This window comes from Caldicellulosiruptor hydrothermalis 108 (assembly GCF_000166355.1).
Classification (GTDB): Bacteria; Bacillota; Thermoanaerobacteria; order Caldicellulosiruptorales; family Caldicellulosiruptoraceae; genus Caldicellulosiruptor; species Caldicellulosiruptor hydrothermalis.
Genome location: NC_014652.1, coordinates 1387090 through 1405130 on the forward strand (window position 1 = coordinate 1387090; position 18041 = coordinate 1405130).

The 18041-nt window shown below is 34.2% G+C and carries 18 protein-coding genes; 4 read left to right on the forward strand and 14 right to left on the reverse strand.

What is annotated here, in order from left to right; all coding sequences use genetic code 11:
* The 6 genes from pyrF to CALHY_RS06900 form a co-directional block, all read right to left on the reverse strand.
* Positions 1-918: an orotidine-5'-phosphate decarboxylase gene (pyrF, locus tag CALHY_RS06875; protein ID WP_013403245.1), complete on the reverse strand. Its 918-nt coding sequence runs from the start codon at positions 916-918 to the stop codon at positions 1-3.
* A complete protein-coding gene (locus CALHY_RS06880; protein WP_013403246.1) occupies positions 912-2204 on the reverse strand; it encodes a dihydroorotase in 1293 nt (430 codons plus the stop codon). The genes pyrF and CALHY_RS06880 overlap by 7 nt, the downstream gene beginning before the upstream one ends.
* The gene (locus CALHY_RS06885) at positions 2204-3121 is read right to left on the reverse strand and encodes an aspartate carbamoyltransferase catalytic subunit (RefSeq protein WP_013403247.1); all 918 of its coding nucleotides are present in this window, start codon (positions 3119-3121) and stop codon (positions 2204-2206) included. The genes CALHY_RS06880 and CALHY_RS06885 overlap by 1 nt, the downstream gene beginning before the upstream one ends.
* A gap of 50 nt (positions 3122-3171) precedes the next feature.
* Positions 3172-4545 carry a uracil permease gene (gene uraA / locus CALHY_RS06890; protein ID WP_013403248.1) on the reverse strand — a complete coding sequence of 458 codons (1374 nt, stop codon included), beginning with the start codon at positions 4543-4545 and terminating at the stop codon, positions 3172-3174.
* Between the two features lie 28 nt (positions 4546-4573).
* Positions 4574-5122 (reverse strand): bifunctional pyr operon transcriptional regulator/uracil phosphoribosyltransferase PyrR, encoded by a 549-nt coding sequence (gene pyrR, locus CALHY_RS06895; RefSeq protein ID WP_013403249.1) that lies wholly within the window; start codon positions 5120-5122, stop codon positions 4574-4576.
* A 228-nt stretch (positions 5123-5350) separates the two neighbouring features.
* The gene (locus CALHY_RS06900) at positions 5351-6250 is read right to left on the reverse strand and encodes an RluA family pseudouridine synthase (RefSeq protein WP_013403250.1); all 900 of its coding nucleotides are present in this window, start codon (positions 6248-6250) and stop codon (positions 5351-5353) included.
* 187 nt (positions 6251-6437) lie between these two features.
* Here CALHY_RS06900 and CALHY_RS06905 point away from each other — a divergent pair, with 187 nt between their 5' ends.
* The gene (locus tag CALHY_RS06905) at positions 6438-7868 is read left to right on the forward strand and encodes an ISNCY-like element ISCahy1 family transposase (protein ID WP_013402019.1); all 1431 of its coding nucleotides are present in this window, start codon (positions 6438-6440) and stop codon (positions 7866-7868) included.
* A 236-nt stretch (positions 7869-8104) separates the two neighbouring features.
* On the opposite strand, the gene lspA is transcribed toward CALHY_RS06905, so the two are convergent.
* The 3 genes from lspA to CALHY_RS06920 form a co-directional block, all read right to left on the reverse strand.
* On the reverse strand, positions 8105-8545 hold the full coding sequence (gene lspA / locus CALHY_RS06910; protein WP_041723135.1) for a signal peptidase II: 441 nt from the start codon (positions 8543-8545) through the stop codon (positions 8105-8107).
* Positions 8546-8640: 95 nt separating this feature from the next.
* Positions 8641-9270, reverse strand: coding sequence for a TraR/DksA C4-type zinc finger protein (locus CALHY_RS06915; RefSeq protein WP_013403252.1), 630 nt, complete (start codon positions 9268-9270; stop codon positions 8641-8643).
* A gap of 28 nt (positions 9271-9298) precedes the next feature.
* Positions 9299-9577, reverse strand: coding sequence for a DUF5665 domain-containing protein (locus tag CALHY_RS06920; RefSeq protein WP_013403253.1), 279 nt, complete (start codon positions 9575-9577; stop codon positions 9299-9301).
* Between the two features lie 100 nt (positions 9578-9677).
* Between CALHY_RS06920 and CALHY_RS06925 the strand changes: the two genes are divergently transcribed.
* The 3 genes from CALHY_RS06925 (at position 9678) to CALHY_RS06935 (ending at position 12305) form a co-directional block, all read left to right on the forward strand.
* Complete coding sequence (locus CALHY_RS06925; protein WP_013403254.1) at positions 9678-10451, forward strand: S-methyl-5'-thioadenosine phosphorylase; 774 nt, start codon at positions 9678-9680, stop codon at positions 10449-10451.
* Between the two features lie 8 nt (positions 10452-10459).
* Positions 10460-11488, forward strand: a complete 1029-nt coding sequence (mtnA, locus tag CALHY_RS06930; RefSeq protein ID WP_013403255.1) for an S-methyl-5-thioribose-1-phosphate isomerase — start codon at positions 10460-10462, stop codon at positions 11486-11488.
* 190 nt (positions 11489-11678) lie between these two features.
* Positions 11679-12305: a hypothetical protein gene (locus CALHY_RS06935; protein ID WP_013403256.1), complete on the forward strand. Its 627-nt coding sequence runs from the start codon at positions 11679-11681 to the stop codon at positions 12303-12305.
* 35 nt (positions 12306-12340) lie between these two features.
* Here the strand turns inward: CALHY_RS06935 and CALHY_RS06940 are convergent, their stop codons facing one another.
* The 5 genes from CALHY_RS06940 to CALHY_RS06960 all read right to left on the reverse strand — a co-directional run bounded on the left by CALHY_RS06940 (position 12341) and on the right by CALHY_RS06960 (position 17595).
* Entirely contained in the window at positions 12341-13543 is a 1203-nt protein-coding gene (locus CALHY_RS06940; RefSeq protein ID WP_013403257.1) for a hypothetical protein, read from the reverse strand.
* 22 nt (positions 13544-13565) lie between these two features.
* On the reverse strand, positions 13566-14210 hold the full coding sequence (locus tag CALHY_RS06945) for a hypothetical protein (RefSeq protein WP_013403258.1): 645 nt from the start codon (positions 14208-14210) through the stop codon (positions 13566-13568).
* A gap of 159 nt (positions 14211-14369) precedes the next feature.
* On the reverse strand, positions 14370-15527 hold the full coding sequence (locus CALHY_RS06950; RefSeq protein ID WP_013403259.1) for an amidase domain-containing protein: 1158 nt from the start codon (positions 15525-15527) through the stop codon (positions 14370-14372).
* A gap of 120 nt (positions 15528-15647) precedes the next feature.
* Positions 15648-17207: a M56 family metallopeptidase gene (locus tag CALHY_RS13320; RefSeq protein WP_013403260.1), complete on the reverse strand. Its 1560-nt coding sequence runs from the start codon at positions 17205-17207 to the stop codon at positions 15648-15650.
* 7 nt (positions 17208-17214) lie between these two features.
* Positions 17215-17595, reverse strand: coding sequence for a BlaI/MecI/CopY family transcriptional regulator (locus tag CALHY_RS06960; protein WP_013403261.1), 381 nt, complete (start codon positions 17593-17595; stop codon positions 17215-17217).
* Between the last annotated feature and the right edge of the window lie 446 nt (positions 17596-18041).

The following is an 18041-nucleotide window of genomic DNA, read 5'->3' on the forward strand; positions in this document are numbered from 1 at the left end:
TTAGGAGATTACTGCGTTTATACTTTCCTTGATACTTTTTGAAGCTAAATAGCTACTTTTTTCAAAATCCGAATGAACATAGTTTTTGTATGCATAGATTATATCGCGTGACGAATTTACTATTATGCCCATGTTGTTACTGTCCACAAAATATTTTAAATCCTCTATTTTTCCTCCCTGCACACCGATTCCCGGTACAAGAAAGAAGGAGTTTGGCAAGATTTCCCTTATTCTTTTAGCAGCTTCTTTTTGGGTTGCACCTACAACAGCACCAACATCACTGTAACCTTCTTTTCCAATGCAGTTTTTCCCCCACTCATAAACTTTTTCAGCTACCAGTTCGAAAAGGTATTTATCTTCTATAGTCAGGTCTTGAAACTCGGCAGAAGAAGAATTGGAAGTCTTAACAAGGACAAACAGACCTTTTTTGAATCTCTCACAGTCTTCAACAAATGGCTTTATACCGTCTTGACCGAGATAAGGGTTTGTAGTGATTGCGTCAAACTCAAAAAACCTCATTTTTTTACCAAAAACAGGTGTCTCGCCAAGGTAAGCGTTTGAGTATCCTTTTGCAGAGCTTGAGATGTCGTTTCTTTTGCCATCAAAGATTACCACAAGCTTTTTGTTTTTTGCATATTCACAGAGTTTATGCAAAACCTCAAACCCATGGTAAGAGTACTGTTCAAAGAATGCTGCCTGAAACTTTACCCCAACCACATTTTCTTCCACAGCATCTATAATTCTTCGATTGTATTCAAACAAGATAGTTTTCAAATTGTCAATCTCGCTTTTTTCTTTGTCAAAAAATCTTTTGATAAAATAATCTGGTATATTTTCAATGCTTGTATCAATTCCTGCTATAAGAACACTATTTTTCTTTTTTATAGCCTCAATTAGCCTATCAGAAAAGTTCAACAATTTAAAACACCGTCCTTTTTTAATATCTTCCCATTATATATTACTGTCTCAACATACGAAGTCAAAAGTTTTCCCAAAAACACACTATTTTTCGACTTTGACATAATGTTTTCCTCTTTCACTTCCCACTTTTTCTTTAAATCCACAATTACAAGGTTGGCTTTTTCACCTTCTTTTATAACATTTGGGGGAAGTCCAATTATTTTTCTTGGATTTTGGTTCAAAAGCTCAACCACTTTTCTCAACTCAAACTCATTTTTCTCAACAAGATATGTGAAAAGCACTGAAAATGCAGTTTCAAATCCAATTGTCCCGCTTGCAGCAAGGTTAAATTCGACATTCTTTTCATCTTTATGATGTGGAGCATGGTCTGTTGATATACAGTCGATTACACCTTCTTTTAATCCTTCAATTAAAGCTTCAATATCCTCTTGTGTTCTCAAAGGAGGATTTACTTTTGCATTTGTATTAAATCCGAGCACCTCTTCTTCTGTAAGACTTATATAATGCGGGCATGTGTCAGCCGTGACATTTACCCCCCACTCTTTTGCCATTTTTATAAGTCTAACAGATTCTTTGGTGGACACATGGGTTATATGAAGATGTGCTTTTGTTTCTTTTGCAAGAAGAATATCTCTTGCAACGATGGTTGATTCTGCCTCGCGTGGAATTCCTCTAAGTCCCGTGATTGTTGACACATATCCTAAATTTATCTGTCCTCCTTCAGATAAGTTCGTATCCTCACAGTGTGAAATGACAGGTATCGAAAAATCTTTTGAGTACAATAGAGCATTTCTCATAATGTTTGCGTTCATAACACACTTTCCATCGTCTGATATAGCAATAGCCCCTTCTTCTTTCATAAATCCTATCTCTGCAAGCTCTTCTCCTAAAAGTCCTTTTGTTATAGCCCCAACAGGTAAAACCTCAATTGGTGAGACCTCTTTTGCACGATATTTTATATACGCAACCATTGCTCTGTTGTCTACAGGAGGGTTTGTGTTTGGCATACAGCAGATGGTTGTAAATCCTCCTGCTAAAGCAGCTCTGCTGCCGCTCTTTATGTCTTCTTTGTACTCAAAACCAGGTTCTCGTAAATGACAGTGAATATCGGTAAAGCTTGGCATTACATACTTGCCGCTTGCATCTATTATTATCATCTTATCTGGATTTTCTTCTATGTCTTTACCAATCTTTTCTATCTTGTCATCAACTATCAGTATATCAGCTTTTTCATTTTTGTCGTGAATACTATTTACAATCTGTGCATTTTTTATCAATATCATCACCTATAAATTCCCTCCTTGCGCGTACAAAGATATAAAACTGCCATTCTAACAGCAATACCGTTTGTAACCTGCTCATCAATTGTAGAATTTGGCAGCTGCATCACCTCTGAAGAAATTTCAACTCCCCTGTTGACAGGACCAGGATGCATAATCAGGGTGCTGCCTGAAATATACCTCATTATATCTTCGTTTAATCCATAAAACTTGTAATATTCTTGTTTTGAGGTTATAAAGCCCCGTTTTTGTCTCTCAAGCTGAATCCTCAAATCTATTACAACATCTTTTCCTGAAACTGCCTCCTCTAAAGAGGAAGCAACATAAGCAAAGTTTTCAATATAAGGAGGAATAAGAGTTTGTGGTCCAAACACTGTGATTTGGTTGTCAAACTTAGAAAGTCCCCATATGTTACTTCTTGCAACCCTGCTATGAAGAATATCGCCAATAATTGCTATCTTTAACTTCTCAATTGTTCCAAGCCTTTCTCTTATTGTGAACATATCAAGCAGTGCCTGAGTTGGATGCTCGTTCATTCCATCACCAGCGTTTATGACCGAAAATGAGCAGTTTTTAGCAATAAAATGCGGCACGCCAGAGACTGAATGTCTAACAATTAGAACATCTGTTTTTAGAGCTTCCAAAGTTTTTACAGTGTCAAGCAAAGATTCTCCTTTCTGCACACTACTGGTTTGCACAGATATAGAGGTTGTATTTGCACTCATAAACTTTGCTGCAAGCTCAAACGATGTTCGTGTTCTGGTGCTATTTTCATAAAACAGAGTTACCACCGAATACCCCTGCAGATGAGGAGTCTTTTTAGTTTCACTCTTTAAAATTGTCTTCATATCTTTTGCAAGATTAAGTATTTTTATTATATCCTCTTTTGAAATTTCTCTTAACCCAAGCAAATGTTTCAATTTATTCACCTCCGACTGTTTACAAAAAAGGTAGGGAAAATCCCCTACCTTTAATTATTTGGGTCTAAAGCTTCTTTTGCCTTTGCCACTTTGAGTTCTTTTGACTCTGGCAAAAGAAGATTTAAGATTATTCCGACAAATGTTGCAAGAGCCATTCCTTCAAATTCAATGTTGAAAAATTTGAGTCTTGTTCCACCAACACCAATTATTAAGACCACAGAAGCAATTACAAGGTTGCGTGTTTGAGACAAGTCCACCTTGCTTTCAATCATCATTCTCAAACCAGATGAAGCAATAACACCAAACAGCAGGATGCTGATTCCTCCAATTACAGGTGAAGGAATTACCTGAATAAGAGCACCAAGCTTTTGGACAAATGAAAGCAAAATTGCCAAGATTGCTGCCCACAGGATTACCCATGTGCTGTATACCTTTGTTATAGCCATAACGCCGATATTTTCACCATATGTTGTATTAGGAGGACCTCCAAGAAAACCTGCAGCAATTGTTGCAAGCCCATCTCCTGCTAATGACCTGTGAAGTCCTGGATTTTTTGTAAAGTCTCTTCCTACAACATTGTTTGTCACAAGAAGATGTCCAATATGTTCTGTTATTGTAACTATGGCAATTGGAGCAATTGATAAAATAGCAGAGAGTGAAAATTTAGGGAATGTGAACTGAGGAAGCCCCAGCCATTTAGCATTCCTAATAACTTCATAATTTAAAAATGGAATATACTTGCCATTTGGATAGAACGAATTGAGAAGATTTGTGTTCATACCAATCAAGTCAAGTACATATGCAAAAAGGTATCCACTCACAAGTCCAATTAAAACAGGTATGACTTTAAAAAATCCTTTAAAGTAAACAGAACCAAATACGGCAACAAGTAATGTAAAGATAGAAACCCAGCAAACGGGACTTTTTAGGACATTTACAGCAACTTCTAAAATCTGACCATCTTTTATAACCTCTTTGAAAAGTCCTGCTGATTTCACAGCGGCAGCCCTTGCAAGAGAAAGTCCAATAATCATTACAACAGGACCAACAACTACCGGTGGCAAAATCTTGTCAATCCAGCTTGTTCCAAACAAGTAAACAAGAAATGCTACAATCAGATATACAACACCTGACGCAATGCATCCGGCAAGAGCGTATTCTTTTCCTCCAAGCGAAGCGGAAACTGTTATAATAGGATTTATAAATGCAAAGGAAGAACCAAGATATGCAGGTATTTTGTTTTTTGTTACAAGAATATATATTATGGTCCCCACACCACTTGTAAAGAGAGCAACAGTTGGACTAAGCCCTACCAGAATAGGAACCAAGATTGTTGCGCCAACCATGGCAAAAAGATGTTGAAGGCTCAAAGGCAATGTTTTTAAAAATGGGAGCTTTTCTTCGACCTGAACAATTCTGTTCATTTTCAAAGCTTTCCCCTTTCTTTTAAAGTTATATTTCCCTATCAAGCTGTTCAATTATTACCCTGTTGTCGTTGTCAAACTCATCAACAAGAACATGAACAATCTCTTTTCTTGAAGTTGGAACATTTTTTCCTACATAGTCAGCCCTAATTGGAAGTTCTCTGTGTCCTCTGTCAATCAACACTGCAAGCTGAATCATTTTTGGTCTTCCCATGTCCATCAAAGCTTCAATTGCCGCTCTGACTGTTCTGCCTGTAAAAAGAACATCATCTACTAAAACTATCTTCTTATTGTTTATATCAAAATCAATCCTTGTGGAGTTAACCGTAGGGTGTTCTGATAGAAGGCTTAAATCATCTCTGTAAAATGTAATATCCAAAATACCTAAAGGAAGCTTTACACCTTCTATCTTTTCTATGTTTTCCTGTATTCTTTTTGCCAGAGTTACACCTCTTCGCTGAATACCAACAAGGCAAAGACTTTCAACACCCTTGTTCTTTTCAAGTATCTCGTGTGAAATTCTGACCAAAGCCCTTCGCATTTGATTCGCATCCATAATTTCTTTAAATTTTTCCAAAATACAGCACCTCCTTTGGCACAAAAAAAGCTTCCTGCCTGTGAATTGGCAAGAAGCTTTTCTGACATGCTAATACTCTCAACCTCTCTTATTTCAACCTTGCCGCCTCACAGGGCCAGCTTAAAGGTCTTAAATTCTCTTAAAGCCACTATTCAGTTTTTTATTTCTTAGCTATTATAACACCAAGATGTACAGTTTGTCTATGGTTTTTAATGTTATAAGCGGTATTTATTGTTTTTTACTTCTCAGTATGTTTAAAATCTTAAGAAAGTATTCAGGTAACTCGGCTGAAAAGTGCAGAACTTCTGAAGTTATAGGGTGGACAAACTCAATCTCACCTGCATGAAGAACCTGCCCTTCAACTCCAAATTCGTTTTTTGCTCTTCCATAAGTACCATCTCCAAGCAAAGGATAACCTATATACGACATATGAACTCTTATCTGGTGAGTCCTTCCTGTTTTTAGTCTTAATTTCACAAAAGTGTATTTGTCAAACCTTTCTAAAACCTCAAAGTAAGTAACTGCTTCTTTCCCATTGGGAACAACAGCCATTTTAAGCCTATTTACAGGATGTCTCCCAATCGGTGCATTTATTACGCCACTGTCTTCTTTTAACACACCTTCACATATAGCATAGTATATCCTTTTTATTTGATGAGATTTTAAAGCTTCAGAAAGTTTAACATGTGCTTCATCTGTTTTAGCAACAACTAAAAGTCCCGATGTGTCTTTGTCAAGTCTGTGGACAATTCCGGGTCTTATAACCCCGTTTATACTACTAAGTCTCCCTCTGAACTTGTGCAAAAGAGCATTTACAAGAGTATTTTCAAAATTGCCCGCGCCGGGATGTACAACCATCCCCCGCGGTTTGTTTATCACCGCTAAGTGTTCATCTTCATAAACAACTTCAATATTTATATCTTGAGCAACAATGGATAGCTGTTTAGGCTCTGGAATGACAACTTTTATTATATCTCCACTTTTGACTTTATATGCAGGTTTTAAAACCTGTGTTTGATTTACCAATACATTTCCTTCTTCTATTATCTTTTGAACAAAACTGCGGGTTTTAGAAAGAGCCTCAGAAAGATACCTATCCAGTCGGCCTTCAAAACCTTCTACTGTCAAGGTTTTTTCTTCAGAAATAACTCTTCGCCTCCTTCTTTTAGTATCAAAAATTAGCCTTTTGCAAAAACGCTCAAGATGAGCGTTATCAAGCTTTACATAGAATCAAAAAAGACTGGTCACCCTCCTCATAATTGTAGTAAAATATGATTATATAAAACAAATTTTCTACTATGAGGAGGGTTCCAAAATGTTCAACACCAAACCTAAACAACTTTCTTTCATAGACCTATTCTCCCACCTAAAGGCTTCGGCTCTCTACAAGCCTGAAAGCCTCTTGGGCTTGTTCAATAAATTCATTGACTTGTCACATTATATACCTTCTTCTTTCTACAATGCCTACTACAAATATTTCGGTAAGCATAGATACTTCTCTTTAGAATCTATGCTTTGTTGCTTCCTCGTCCAAAAATTGCTCAAACTCAATACTTTAACTCAGCTTCGTGCTGTCTTACTCAACTCATTCGAACTTCGCTCATTTTGTAATCTTCATGGCAATGTCCCTTCTATCTCTACTCTCTCTCGCTTTAGAAAAATATTTGCAAGTGAAATCCATAAACTTTTTCAAAATATCTCTATCCATGCACATAATATTTCCATCCAACAATGCCCTCAAGATTCTTCAATCTTAATCTTCGACACAACAGGTATTGTCCCAAAGGTTCGTGAAAACAATCCTAAATTCATTCATCTACTGCTGAAAAATACCTCAAAAGCTAACCCTGAACTTCCCTCTGAAAAAGTCTACTCTCTCGTTTATTCTTCTTTGCCTAAAACTGCTAACGCTAATTCTAACATCCGTCTTATGTTTGTAAATGGCCATTTCTGCTGGGCTTTAAAATTTGCAGTCATTACCAACGCTCTCGGTATCCCTTTAGCTTTAGTACCTCTGTTTAACTATGATTCCCCTTCCTCTGACCCACAAGAAGCAAAAGCTATCTCCGACTCTAAAGGTTTAATTCCTTCGCTCGAAACTTTATTCTCTTATATCCCCAAAAATTTCTCCACTTTCATCGCCGACAGTGCTTTGGATTCCCACAACATATACTCCACTTTAAAAAATACCTTTAACTTCTCCAAAATCGTTATTCCACTAAATACAAGAGCTTCTAAAAATACTACACCTACATCAGACCCCAATATCGTTATTTCTGAAGATGGTATCCCTATCTGCAAAAAGTTCAACAAACCTTTTAAACCCGAAGGCAAATGTCAGGGTAAAAATCGCTCTTTGCGCCTTAAATGGACTTGCCCTATGTCACAATACAAAGATGGCAAACGCATCTGCTCTTGCCCTCAGCCTTGTACTACCTCTAAATCGGGTAGAATGTTCTATACATACCCAGATAACTTTCGCTCTTTCCCAGGTATCAACAGAAATTCACAAGAGTTTTTTGACCTCTACAAAAAACGTGTCGCTGTAGAGCAGACTATTTACCACCTGAAATCCTACATGGGCTCTGATACTATCTCTACTTATGACCATATTTCTATTTTCTCTGATTTCTTGCTATCTGCCATTACTTTCTCGCTCTTGTTTATTCTCGCTCACAATATCAAACTCTATTGCTCTAAATTGACTATCAAAAAACTTAACAAGCTCAAAAAACTTATCGCTTAATACTACTATTTTTTAAATCTATTTCTTACAAAAAATTTCTGGTTTTGTTTTTACTTAACCTTCTAAAACAAGGAGTTAAGAAGGCTTAGGATATTATTGTCTTTTTTGAAGTTGTTAATTTTTGTCATATGTTTGTTGCTGATTATTTTTGTTGGTATTGATAATATTTGGTTTTCACTTCTCTTTTCTTTTTGTATCTTGATTGTATTTCATGTTAGTATTGGTGCCTTTTACCTTCAATCACCACCTATTTTGCAAACGCCTATTAGTATCAAAAATATCAAAAGAAGCACGCCACAGGTTATAAAGAAATCAGCAAGATTAAAAACAGGTATGACTTTTATGTCTATAAAATCTACCACATAACCTTTATCAATCCTATCAAAAAGATTTCCTATTGCTCCTCCCACTATCAGCGAAAAAGAAAGCCTGTAAAGGTTGTTTGTGGATTTGAAAATCATATAACATAAAAACAAAATGAGGATGATTGAAACCGTTATAAAAAATCTTCTTTTCCCCTCTAAGATGGAAAAAGCCCCACCTCTGTTTTGCACATAGGTGAGCGACAAAATTCCACCCAGTAAATTGACAGGACTATCTACAAAAACATTTTCAGCTCTTGCCTTTGTTATCTGGTCTAACACAAAAGTTGACATAATTATAATCCAGTAAACCAAATTCTTTCTCACCTTTTTAATTATCAATTCGTATCTGCAAGTATTCTTTTTTTATTATAATATATCAACCAATTAAAAGCAAAAAACAAGAAGCTTTATAGCCATTTTTTGGCATCGTCAGTTGAGATTTTATCCACCTCTTCAACTGTATCTTCAACATCATTTATTTTTTTATAAAACTTCCTTCCGTCAGATACCATTTCATCCTGTGGACCGTTGCTTGTTGAATGCATCTCAAGTATGCTCCACATATCTGTACCATCATGCTCTTCTTCACCTTGACTTGGAAACTTGTCATTGAAAGGTTTGCCCAGCACCTTTTCTTCGATTGGTTTTTGGTCTGTTTGATAATTTTCTTGATTTTCCATATCTTTCTGGCACTCTATACAAAATTCTGTATAAGGGATTGCCAAAAGCCTTTCTATAGGAATCTCTTTTTTGCAGGACATACAGTAGCCAAAGTTTCCCTTTTCAATTTTGGAGAGTGCTTTTTCAATCAGCTTAAGTTTCCTTTTCATGTCAGCTTTCAAGCTCATGTTCTTTTCCGCTTCAAATAGGTCTGATGCAATGTCAGCTGGATGATTGTCATAGTTTGACACCTCATTTGAATAGAGTGAGCTAAAGTTTGCAACCTGATTTTCTTTAGTATTTTTTAAATACTCTTCTACTTCAGATTTTTTCTCTAAAAGCAATTTTTTCAGCATTTCAATTTCAGCTGGCTGCAATATTAATCTCTCCTTTTACTGAAGTTTTTTAATGCATATAAAACTTTACAAATTTCAATATTTCAGCAATATATCGGCCAATTACAGGAAGGTTATACTTTACGATAGCGTTAAGTATATATAAAAGAAGAGCACCCAAAATAGAAAAGCCAAAAGCTGTTCCAAATCCCCGTGCAGCACCCGATAAGAAATTTGAAAAAATTATCTTTTTGGGGTTTTTCAAATATTCTACATAGTAGCTAAAATTCATCCTTTCAAGTTTTAAAATAAAATCATTTAACTTTTCTTCAAATTCGTCTCTTGACATTGTCTCACCTTCTCAATAAATTATTTTGTTGATTTTTGCACATTTTATTTATATAATTTTTTTGAAATGCAAAAGTTTTTATTGTTGGAGGTAAGAAAAGATGGAATACAGAGCTGATATAGGGGTCTTTGGCGGATCTGGTTTTTATTCTTTAGAAGACAATGTTGAAGAGATAGAACTTGAAACACCATACGGAAAACCAAGCGACAAAATCTCTTTGGTTGAGATTGCAGGCAAAAAAGTAGCTTTCTTGCCAAGACACGGGAAAAATCATCAATATCCACCTCATTTAATTCCATACAGAGCAAACATTTGGGCAATGAAGATGCTTGGAGTCAAAAAGATAATTGGACCAACAGCGTCAGGAAGCTTAAAGCCTGAGATAAAACCTGGTGACTTTGTTGTGTGTGACCAGTTTGTTGACAGGACATGGGGAAGAAAAGACACATTCTTTGAAGGACCTGAAGTAAGGCACATATCTGCTGCAAAGCCGTACTGTGAATATTTGAGAAAAATTGCAATTGAGGCTGCAAAAGAGCTTGGAATTACTGTGCATGAAAAGGGGACAGTTGTTGTAATACAAGGTCCGAGATTTTCCACAACTGCTGAGAGCAGATGGTTTTCTTCTATGGGCTGGGATGTTATCAACATGACACAGTATCCAGAAGTAGTACTTGCAAAAGAGCTTGGTATCTGCTATGTGAATATATCCCTTATTACAGACTATGATGCTGGGCTTGAGGGAAGAGATGATATAAAGCCTGTGACAGAAGAAGAAGTTTATAGAGTCTTTAGAGAAAATAATGACAAAGTAAAAAAGCTTATATACAGAATGATTGAAAAGATTGATGTAGATTATGTCTGTAAGGAGTAAGAAGAAAGATGAAACACTTTGAGTTTGAAAATGATAAGCTCATTGTGCTTGACCAGAGAAAGCTGCCATTTGAAAAAGAGTATTTTGTTTGTAGCACATATCAGGATGTATATGTAGCAATAAAGGATATGATTATAAGAGGAGCACCGCTTATTGGAATTGTTGCTGCATATGGAGTTGTATTGGGCTTTAAGGAGATAATTGAAAAGAACATGGAGCCCACTAAAATTTATGAGATTATAAACTATCTTGCGAGCTCAAGACCAACAGCTGTAAATCTTTTCTGGGTACTTGAGAGGATGAAAAAGATTTTTGAAGAGGCAAGAAATCTTTCCCAAAGCCAAATTTATAGTTTGCTGCTACAAGAGGCAAGGAAAATAGAAGATGAAGACAAAAATATCAATAAAAAGATTGGTGAGAATGGAAATACACTTATAAAAGAAGGTGCAAATATTCTTACTCACTGTAATGCAGGAGCTTTAGCAACAGGTGGGTATGGAACTGCACTTGGTGTTATACGCGAGGCTCAATTTACCGGTAAAAATATTCATGTTTATGTAGATGAGACACGGCCGTATCTTCAGGGTGCAAGGCTCACAGCATTTGAACTTTCAGAAGACGGTATTCCTAACACAGTTATTTGTGACAACATGGCAGGTTACCTTATGAAACTTGGAAAAATTGATTGTGTTATAGTAGGGGCTGACAGAATCGCTTTAAACGGAGATACAGCAAACAAGATTGGAACTTACTCTCTTTCTGTTTTAGCAAAGCACCATGGCATTCCTTTTTACATTGCAGCGCCTGTATCAACCATTGATTTTAACATAAAATCAGGCTCAGAAATTCCTATTGAAGAGAGAAGCGAAGATGAAATAAGATTTTTCAATGATAAAAAGATTGTTCCGGATGGATCGAAGGTTTTTAATCCTGCATTTGATGTAACACCGGCTGAGAACATTACTGCTATAATTACAGAAAAAGGTGTTATTTTCCCACCATTTGAGGAGAATATTTCAAAACTCAAAGAAAAGTAGTCTGTCAAAAAACGGGGTATTGTAAGAATTGAGTACCCCGTTTGTTTTTTTAGTTATAAGGAATTAGTACTTGAAATAATGTTCTTGCTTTTTTGCCTACAATTGAATTTCATCTACATATGTAGTATAATATTTATAAACTGAGTTTTCAAGGAACTAATATAAAGTAAAATTAAGGGGGATTAAACAAATGCAAAAAATATTTCGCAATTCAATGGTAATATTTTCTTTAATTCTCATTGGATCATTGGTATTATTAAGTATTAGTTTAAAAATCTCTCACATTAAGGCTGACACAATCTTAAATGAGCATAAGCCAGAAGACAATAGCTCCGAGAGAATTCATATTATAAAAAACAAGAAGAAATTTATAGCAGATATCATCTCAGTTTTACCCGTTGTTGAAGAAAAGAATATAAACAACTCAACTGTGGACAGCAACATAAGTAAAGTAAAAGCAGAAAGGCAAGTACATTATAAAATTATTAAAGCTGTGCTAAATGAAGCCAATCACAAAAGCATCCTTGGTCTTGCTTCAAACAAAGATATATATTCATTTGTATCTGAAAAAGTCCTAAAAATACTTTTTCCCAAACCTACACAAGATACTTATACCTGTTACTATAAGGTAGAACCTGCTGACCCCAAGCAAACCGTTATTTGGTACAAAAAAGGATATTTTTATTTTGTGTACTGCTTCACAGACTCTTACACCATAAATCCAGCTGACCCTTATGGTGATATTAAAAAAATGGTTCTCTTGGTTGAGAAAATTAAAAACAAATGGATCATAAGCGATTTTTCAAGCAACAATTAAAAATAGTGGCGACTTATAATAGTTGTTTATCAGCTCTAATGTATTCGAATAGTATCATAACTCACCAAATTTCCTCTTACTTTAAACAACTGAAGTACTCTTTTGCTTTTTAGCTTGTAAATTGAACACCCTTCTCCACTTGAAAAGTATCCGCCTTTATCAGTAAAGTATGTTCCATCAACACCAACAACAGGCCAGTAGGCATTTATATTTTTTTGAATTTCGCTAATATATTCTAAACTTCCATTTTTAATATTTAATAGTACTAATTTTGCTCTAAAAGGGTCTCTAATATTTGAATAGTCACCAAATTCTTCATATCCAGGACTCCCCTGTGAGAAAATAAATTTATCTCCCGAAAAAGAATTTACAGGCGGAGAGCACAGCCCTGTATTTTTCGTAAACTCTGTTACATTCCCTGTTAATACGTCAGCAACAGAAACCCAGATATATGATGGATCAGCAGGAGTTGAAGTACTGATAGCAACATATCTGCTATCCCTGCTCCATGCAACAGAGTAAATAATTCTGTAAACATTATTAATTGGCATATCTCCAAATCTTTCGGAAAGTAGCTTCTTCTTACTGTTTTTGTTCAAGTCAATTACAACCAGTGATGTAGCAGCATCATTTTCTTTGTTATCCATCTCACCACAGGCAATATACTTTCCGTTTGGTGAAAGAACTGGCCAGCAAAATGAACCTCTTGCAACTTTTTTTAGTGAAAAAGTATATATTTTGTTTTTTGGAACATACTCTGATTTCAAAAGATACAGTCTTTTTTCAGTGGCAATAACAAACTCACCTGTTTGTTTATTGGCACTGATATATTTTATCATTTCTGGCATTCGTTTTCGATAAACTTCTTTTTTAGTTTTGTAATCAACTAAAATTAACTCTTTCAAATCCTCACCACAATAAGCTACCTGATTTTTTCCCCATGCAAATAAGCGTACAGGAAAATAATCTAAACCCTTAATTTTATTGCGGCTCATTTTGACTTTGAAAAGCAAATCTTCTTTGCCACTACTGTGCCTGATTTTGCCATAAAATAAAGCAAAAAAGTCACCATTTTCGGTTTTATCAAAACGCTCTACATAGCCAACTTTTTCTGAAATATTTCCTATTAGATGACTTATAATAACAAAACAAATTATTCCTGCTATTATTAAACTTATAGAAACGTATAAAAATGTTTTTATTTTTACATTTCCTTTTTTCCAAATAGTTAAATTCATAATTTTTCATCCCCTCGAGATATTACTCTTTGAGGTTAACATGTTTAAACGCAACTACCTTACACTCATAACAGTCATAACCTATATCTTCGTATCTATTTACTATTTCTCCTTTTGCGTTATATAAGATTAAGTCTTTTAGCTTTTTATAACCGTCTACAATAACAATATATCCTTTGTCACCTTTTACATTTTCTATTAGTTTTGTCCCATTTTCAAATTCAAATACCATTTTAGTGTAATTAGTAGGCTTTCGTGCGCCTGTTGATGGTATCCAAGTGGAAGTATTCAGGTTGCAAAAATAAATGCTTTTACCTTTGTATTTGACCCGATTTACTCCAAATCCCATACTCATTGCTGGATACCCAGCAGATGCATACCATAACGCTTTATTGTTTTCAACCAAACATAACAAATATTGGGGTGAATTATCGGTAGTCATATAAAATAAAAATAGATACCAATTATCATGTTTTTTATATTTAAGTACATTAAAATTCTTATTTTTAACCATATAAAAAGCATCTGACAATGCTGAAACAGCTATTTTTTGAGCTTTAGTGTATTCATCTTCTTTTTTTGTAAAATCCTTTCTTGTGCACCCGCTTATATTTAGCATCATTAGTGTGAATAATAAAATATATGGAATAACTTTTTTTATCTTCAATGTATTCGCCTCCCATTTTATAATTTCTTAATTTCTTAATAAAAGCACACCTTCAGAAAAACATTAATAAACAGTGGAAAATATTCATAATCAAATTTCTATTCTGAAGGTGTGCAATCTTTGAAGATAGTGGGAAATAAGATTGTATTTGTTGTATTCTTATTCTATTTCTCTAAAATAATATGGATTGAAAAATCTTTTATTACCTTCATAATCAGAATAATAGCGATAACAATTTTCAGTATGTTGTGCAAATTTCCGTGTAATTTTGTCTACAAGAATTGCAGTATGATCAAATCTCCCATCGTTATAATAATCAATTTGCATTATTCCGCCATTATCTAATGAATTTATACTGCCTACTACAACAACGCGTGGACCAGGTGTGTCAATAGATTTATAGCTTGTCATATAACTCCAGAAAGCTTCAACATTCTCCCAATTTTTTGAGCCTCCACCAGGACCAGCATACCACCCTTCTTCATATGAACCAGGAACCATCATCACTTTGTTTAATATATCGTTCATAGTATCATTTGCTCCAAATCCATACCATAAAACTTGAGATGCAAAGTTTGTGCAATCTCCTCCTCCAGAGGTTGCATCATAAAACTTGGTATTACGGTTAAACACGTATTTGTTTGCATATTCAACAGCTCTTGATGTACTATAATAATGATTTACTGCTGGCAAACTAAGAATACCAACATTACTTTTCAATTCAACATCATTGAAGTTTTTATATACTTTCTTGGAATCTGGAGAAAATTCCTGATCAATCATTTCAGCTAATTCTTTCGGTTGAAATTCTCTTATTAATTTTTCTTTTGAAATTTCATAGAAACTTAGATCTTCATAATCATGTTCTGTAATTTTCCAGCCATCTTCCATCTTTATTAACTTAAATATATTTTCGCCACCACAAATAAAAGGTGGATAGGCATTCTGTCCATCTAATTTTATTTCTAATATAACATTTGCTTGATTACCGTTTATATCAATAGCTTTGTAATTGAACTCTAATGGAAATCGTCTTTTTTCGATGTAACAATACCCTTTTTGATAAATATACTTTCTTCTTGCTGTTAAATTTTTCAGAGCTATTACTTTGTTTTGATTCTGTATTTTAGTCATGTCAAGGTAAGGTGTTATGTCTTTATATTCCATTTGTAAATATGCATCGTACTGAGTGTTGTAAAAAGATTCAATAACGTTTTTAATGATTTCTTCTTCATTGTTTTTATGTGAATTTGCATAAGCAATGGAATTTGGTATTATTAGAATTAAACATAACAAAAACAGTACAATTTTTCTCATTTGAAATATCCCCTTTCTTTTAGTTTTTACATGGTGTTCAATTGTTTAATCAGGAACTATTGAAAATAAGAATGTACGACATAACTTTTCGCCTCCATTTTTTTAATATCATGCAAATTATTACTTAACTCCAAAATCTTTATCTATTTGCTTTTTTATCTGCTCGTAATCAGGTTCTGGTAACTTTTGGTCAGTAGAGAATTCATAGAACATTAAGGCCCATTTATCATAGATATGCTTTGTAATTTTCCATGTCCCATCCTGCTTTTCTAATTCAAAAATATTTTCTCCATAAGAAATAAATGATGGATATGCTTCTTTTAGTTTTATCTCTAAGTCAATAACTACTTTGGCTTTGTTGCCATCAAGCTCTATGTTCTTATAATGAAGTTCATATGGAAAATGTCTCTTCTCAACATAACAGTATTTTTTTTCGTCTGTATATTTTCTTCTGAATACCAATTCTTTGAGAGCTATTACCTTATTTTGATTCTGTATCTTTGACATATCCAAGTATGGTGTTATATCTATATACTCCATTTGAAGATAAGCTTTGTACTGCGTTTCATAAAATCCTTCTATGGTTGATTTGATTGCCTCTATTTCACTGCTTTCAAAACTCAAAATGTCTTTTGCCCAAATTTGAACAAATGCACTGAGAAATATTGTTGTCAATACTAACACCACAGCAAACACCTTTGCACCTTTGCTCATTTTCCTTGCCTCCAAACTCATAATAAACCTAAATCTCTCAACAATGCTTTCTTTTCTACCTACCAGACCAAATGCCGCACCTGCTCCACTTCCTATACTCACCAAAAGTGTGTTATAAAGTACCTCTGCATACTTCCTTTTGCCATCCTTCTTAAGCTTTCTTATTACTTCTTCGTCACATGAATATTCACATTCTCTATTTAGCTTTAAAACAGCAAAGTATACTAAGGGGTTAAACCAATGAAGTGCATTTATTAATTTACTTAGCCATTTAACAAGTACATCTTTTCTCTTGAAGTGTACAAGTTCATGTCTTATGATTAATCTTAAATCTTCTCTTACTATGGCCTTTGCAGGTATTAGCAAGATGGGCGTAATGGTTCCTATCAGCATGGGTGTTGGTATAATGTCATTTTCTAATACCTTTATCTTTCTTGAAATTCTTTTTAACCTACAATATCTCTCAATTATCCTTTTGCAATATTCATTAGAGCATTCTCTTGAGTTTCTTACAAGTATCAGTTTAAACCAAATATACCTCATTAAAAACCATGCGAAAAATATAATGGCACCTATGAGCCAGACGTAAACTATAACTTTACGTAAAACTTCAAGATTAAAATAACCAATATTTTCAGAAGGCAGGGCAGTTAAAGCCCCACCTTGTGCTGTATTTTCTGTTAGTTGTAAGTTCAATGAACTAGTGTTACTGAGTTTTGAGGTTATATGACTGCTGTTGCCTAATATAATACTCTGATTTAGTACTCTACTATCTTTCTTACAAAATTTAATCAATACATTCCATGGAATGGTAAAACAAAAAAGCCCTATCATCCAAATATAATACCTTGCCCTTGCGCTCAAATGCTCTTTAAAGATTTTGCTCAAAATAGCAAATATCAAAACAGCTATGCTACCACCTACTGTCATTACTAAAATCCATTTGAATATAACTTCTATATTCATCTCATCTCTACTCCTCTTTTCCTAATAACTTCTTAATCTCCTCAAGCTCTTCTTTTTTTAAGTTTCCACTTTCAACTAATGCTGCTATTAAATCTTTTACAGAGCCATTAAATAGCTTATTCAATACCCTTGCTGTTTCTATCTTTGCGTATTCCTCTTTGCTAATAGAAGGACTGTAGTAATAAAGTTTATCTTTTTTCTCTTGCTTTATTGCTTTCTTTTTTACAAGCCTGTCAATCAATGTGTATATGGTTGACTTTTCCCATTTGATGTCTTTTTCTTTTAACCTTTGCACTATCTCTGGTGCACTCAGGGGCTTTCCTTCTTCCCACAAAACTTTCATAACCTCTAACTCAGCTTCTGATGGCTTTAATAAATCCTTGTTCATTTGCTTCACTCTCCTTTTACAATTGTGATTACACATATATTTTACAATAGTAAAAACCAATTTGTAAAGAGGTTTTTGAAAAGTTTTTTGGAGATTTTTATACAAAAAGATTCAAGCCTAAACATGTCTTTCTATTCATCTATGCCGAAAATTAGTTATTAGAACTTATAGTATGATATTTTACTAAAAAATTGAGAGAATGTATTTATTTTTTTTTGTCTGATCTTACAATTGTAGTGTTACTACATGTGTGGTATAATTGTGATAAATAAAAAACTATTCAAGAGGTGAGTCAAAAATGTTAGGAAATTAGTAAAGGCAGATTTAAAATGACGCTAATATTAAGCAAGAAAAAATATATTAAAGCAACAATAGTAATATAAAGGCAAAATTACTTAATGTGATAAAAATTTTTGTATTTTTATTAAAATTTAGAGATATATCAA

Excerpts from the sequence above, each read along its gene's own strand:
- CALHY_RS06880 (WP_013403246.1), bottom strand. The coding sequence starts at position 2,204 with ATGATATTGATAAAAAATGCACAGATTGTAAATAGTATTCACGACAAA.
- CALHY_RS06960 (WP_013403261.1), bottom strand. The coding sequence starts at position 17,595 with ATGAACAAGGATTTATTAAAGCCATCAGAAGCTGAGTTAGAGGTTATG.
- CALHY_RS06920 (WP_013403253.1), bottom strand. The coding sequence starts at position 9,577 with ATGTCAAGAGACGAATTTGAAGAAAAGTTAAATGATTTTATTTTAAAA.
- mtnA (WP_013403255.1), top strand. The coding sequence starts at position 10,460 with ATGAAACACTTTGAGTTTGAAAATGATAAGCTCATTGTGCTTGACCAG.
- CALHY_RS06940 (WP_013403257.1), bottom strand. The coding sequence starts at position 13,543 with ATGAATTTAACTATTTGGAAAAAAGGAAATGTAAAAATAAAAACATTT.
- uraA (WP_013403248.1), bottom strand. The coding sequence starts at position 4,545 with ATGAACAGAATTGTTCAGGTCGAAGAAAAGCTCCCATTTTTAAAAACA.
- CALHY_RS06925 (WP_013403254.1), top strand. The coding sequence starts at position 9,678 with ATGGAATACAGAGCTGATATAGGGGTCTTTGGCGGATCTGGTTTTTAT.
- CALHY_RS06905 (WP_013402019.1), top strand. The coding sequence starts at position 6,438 with ATGTTCAACACCAAACCTAAACAACTTTCTTTCATAGACCTATTCTCC.
- CALHY_RS06950 (WP_013403259.1), bottom strand. The coding sequence starts at position 15,527 with ATGAGAAAAATTGTACTGTTTTTGTTATGTTTAATTCTAATAATACCA.
- CALHY_RS13320 (WP_013403260.1), bottom strand. The coding sequence starts at position 17,207 with ATGAATATAGAAGTTATATTCAAATGGATTTTAGTAATGACAGTAGGT.
- CALHY_RS06935 (WP_013403256.1), top strand. The coding sequence starts at position 11,679 with ATGCAAAAAATATTTCGCAATTCAATGGTAATATTTTCTTTAATTCTC.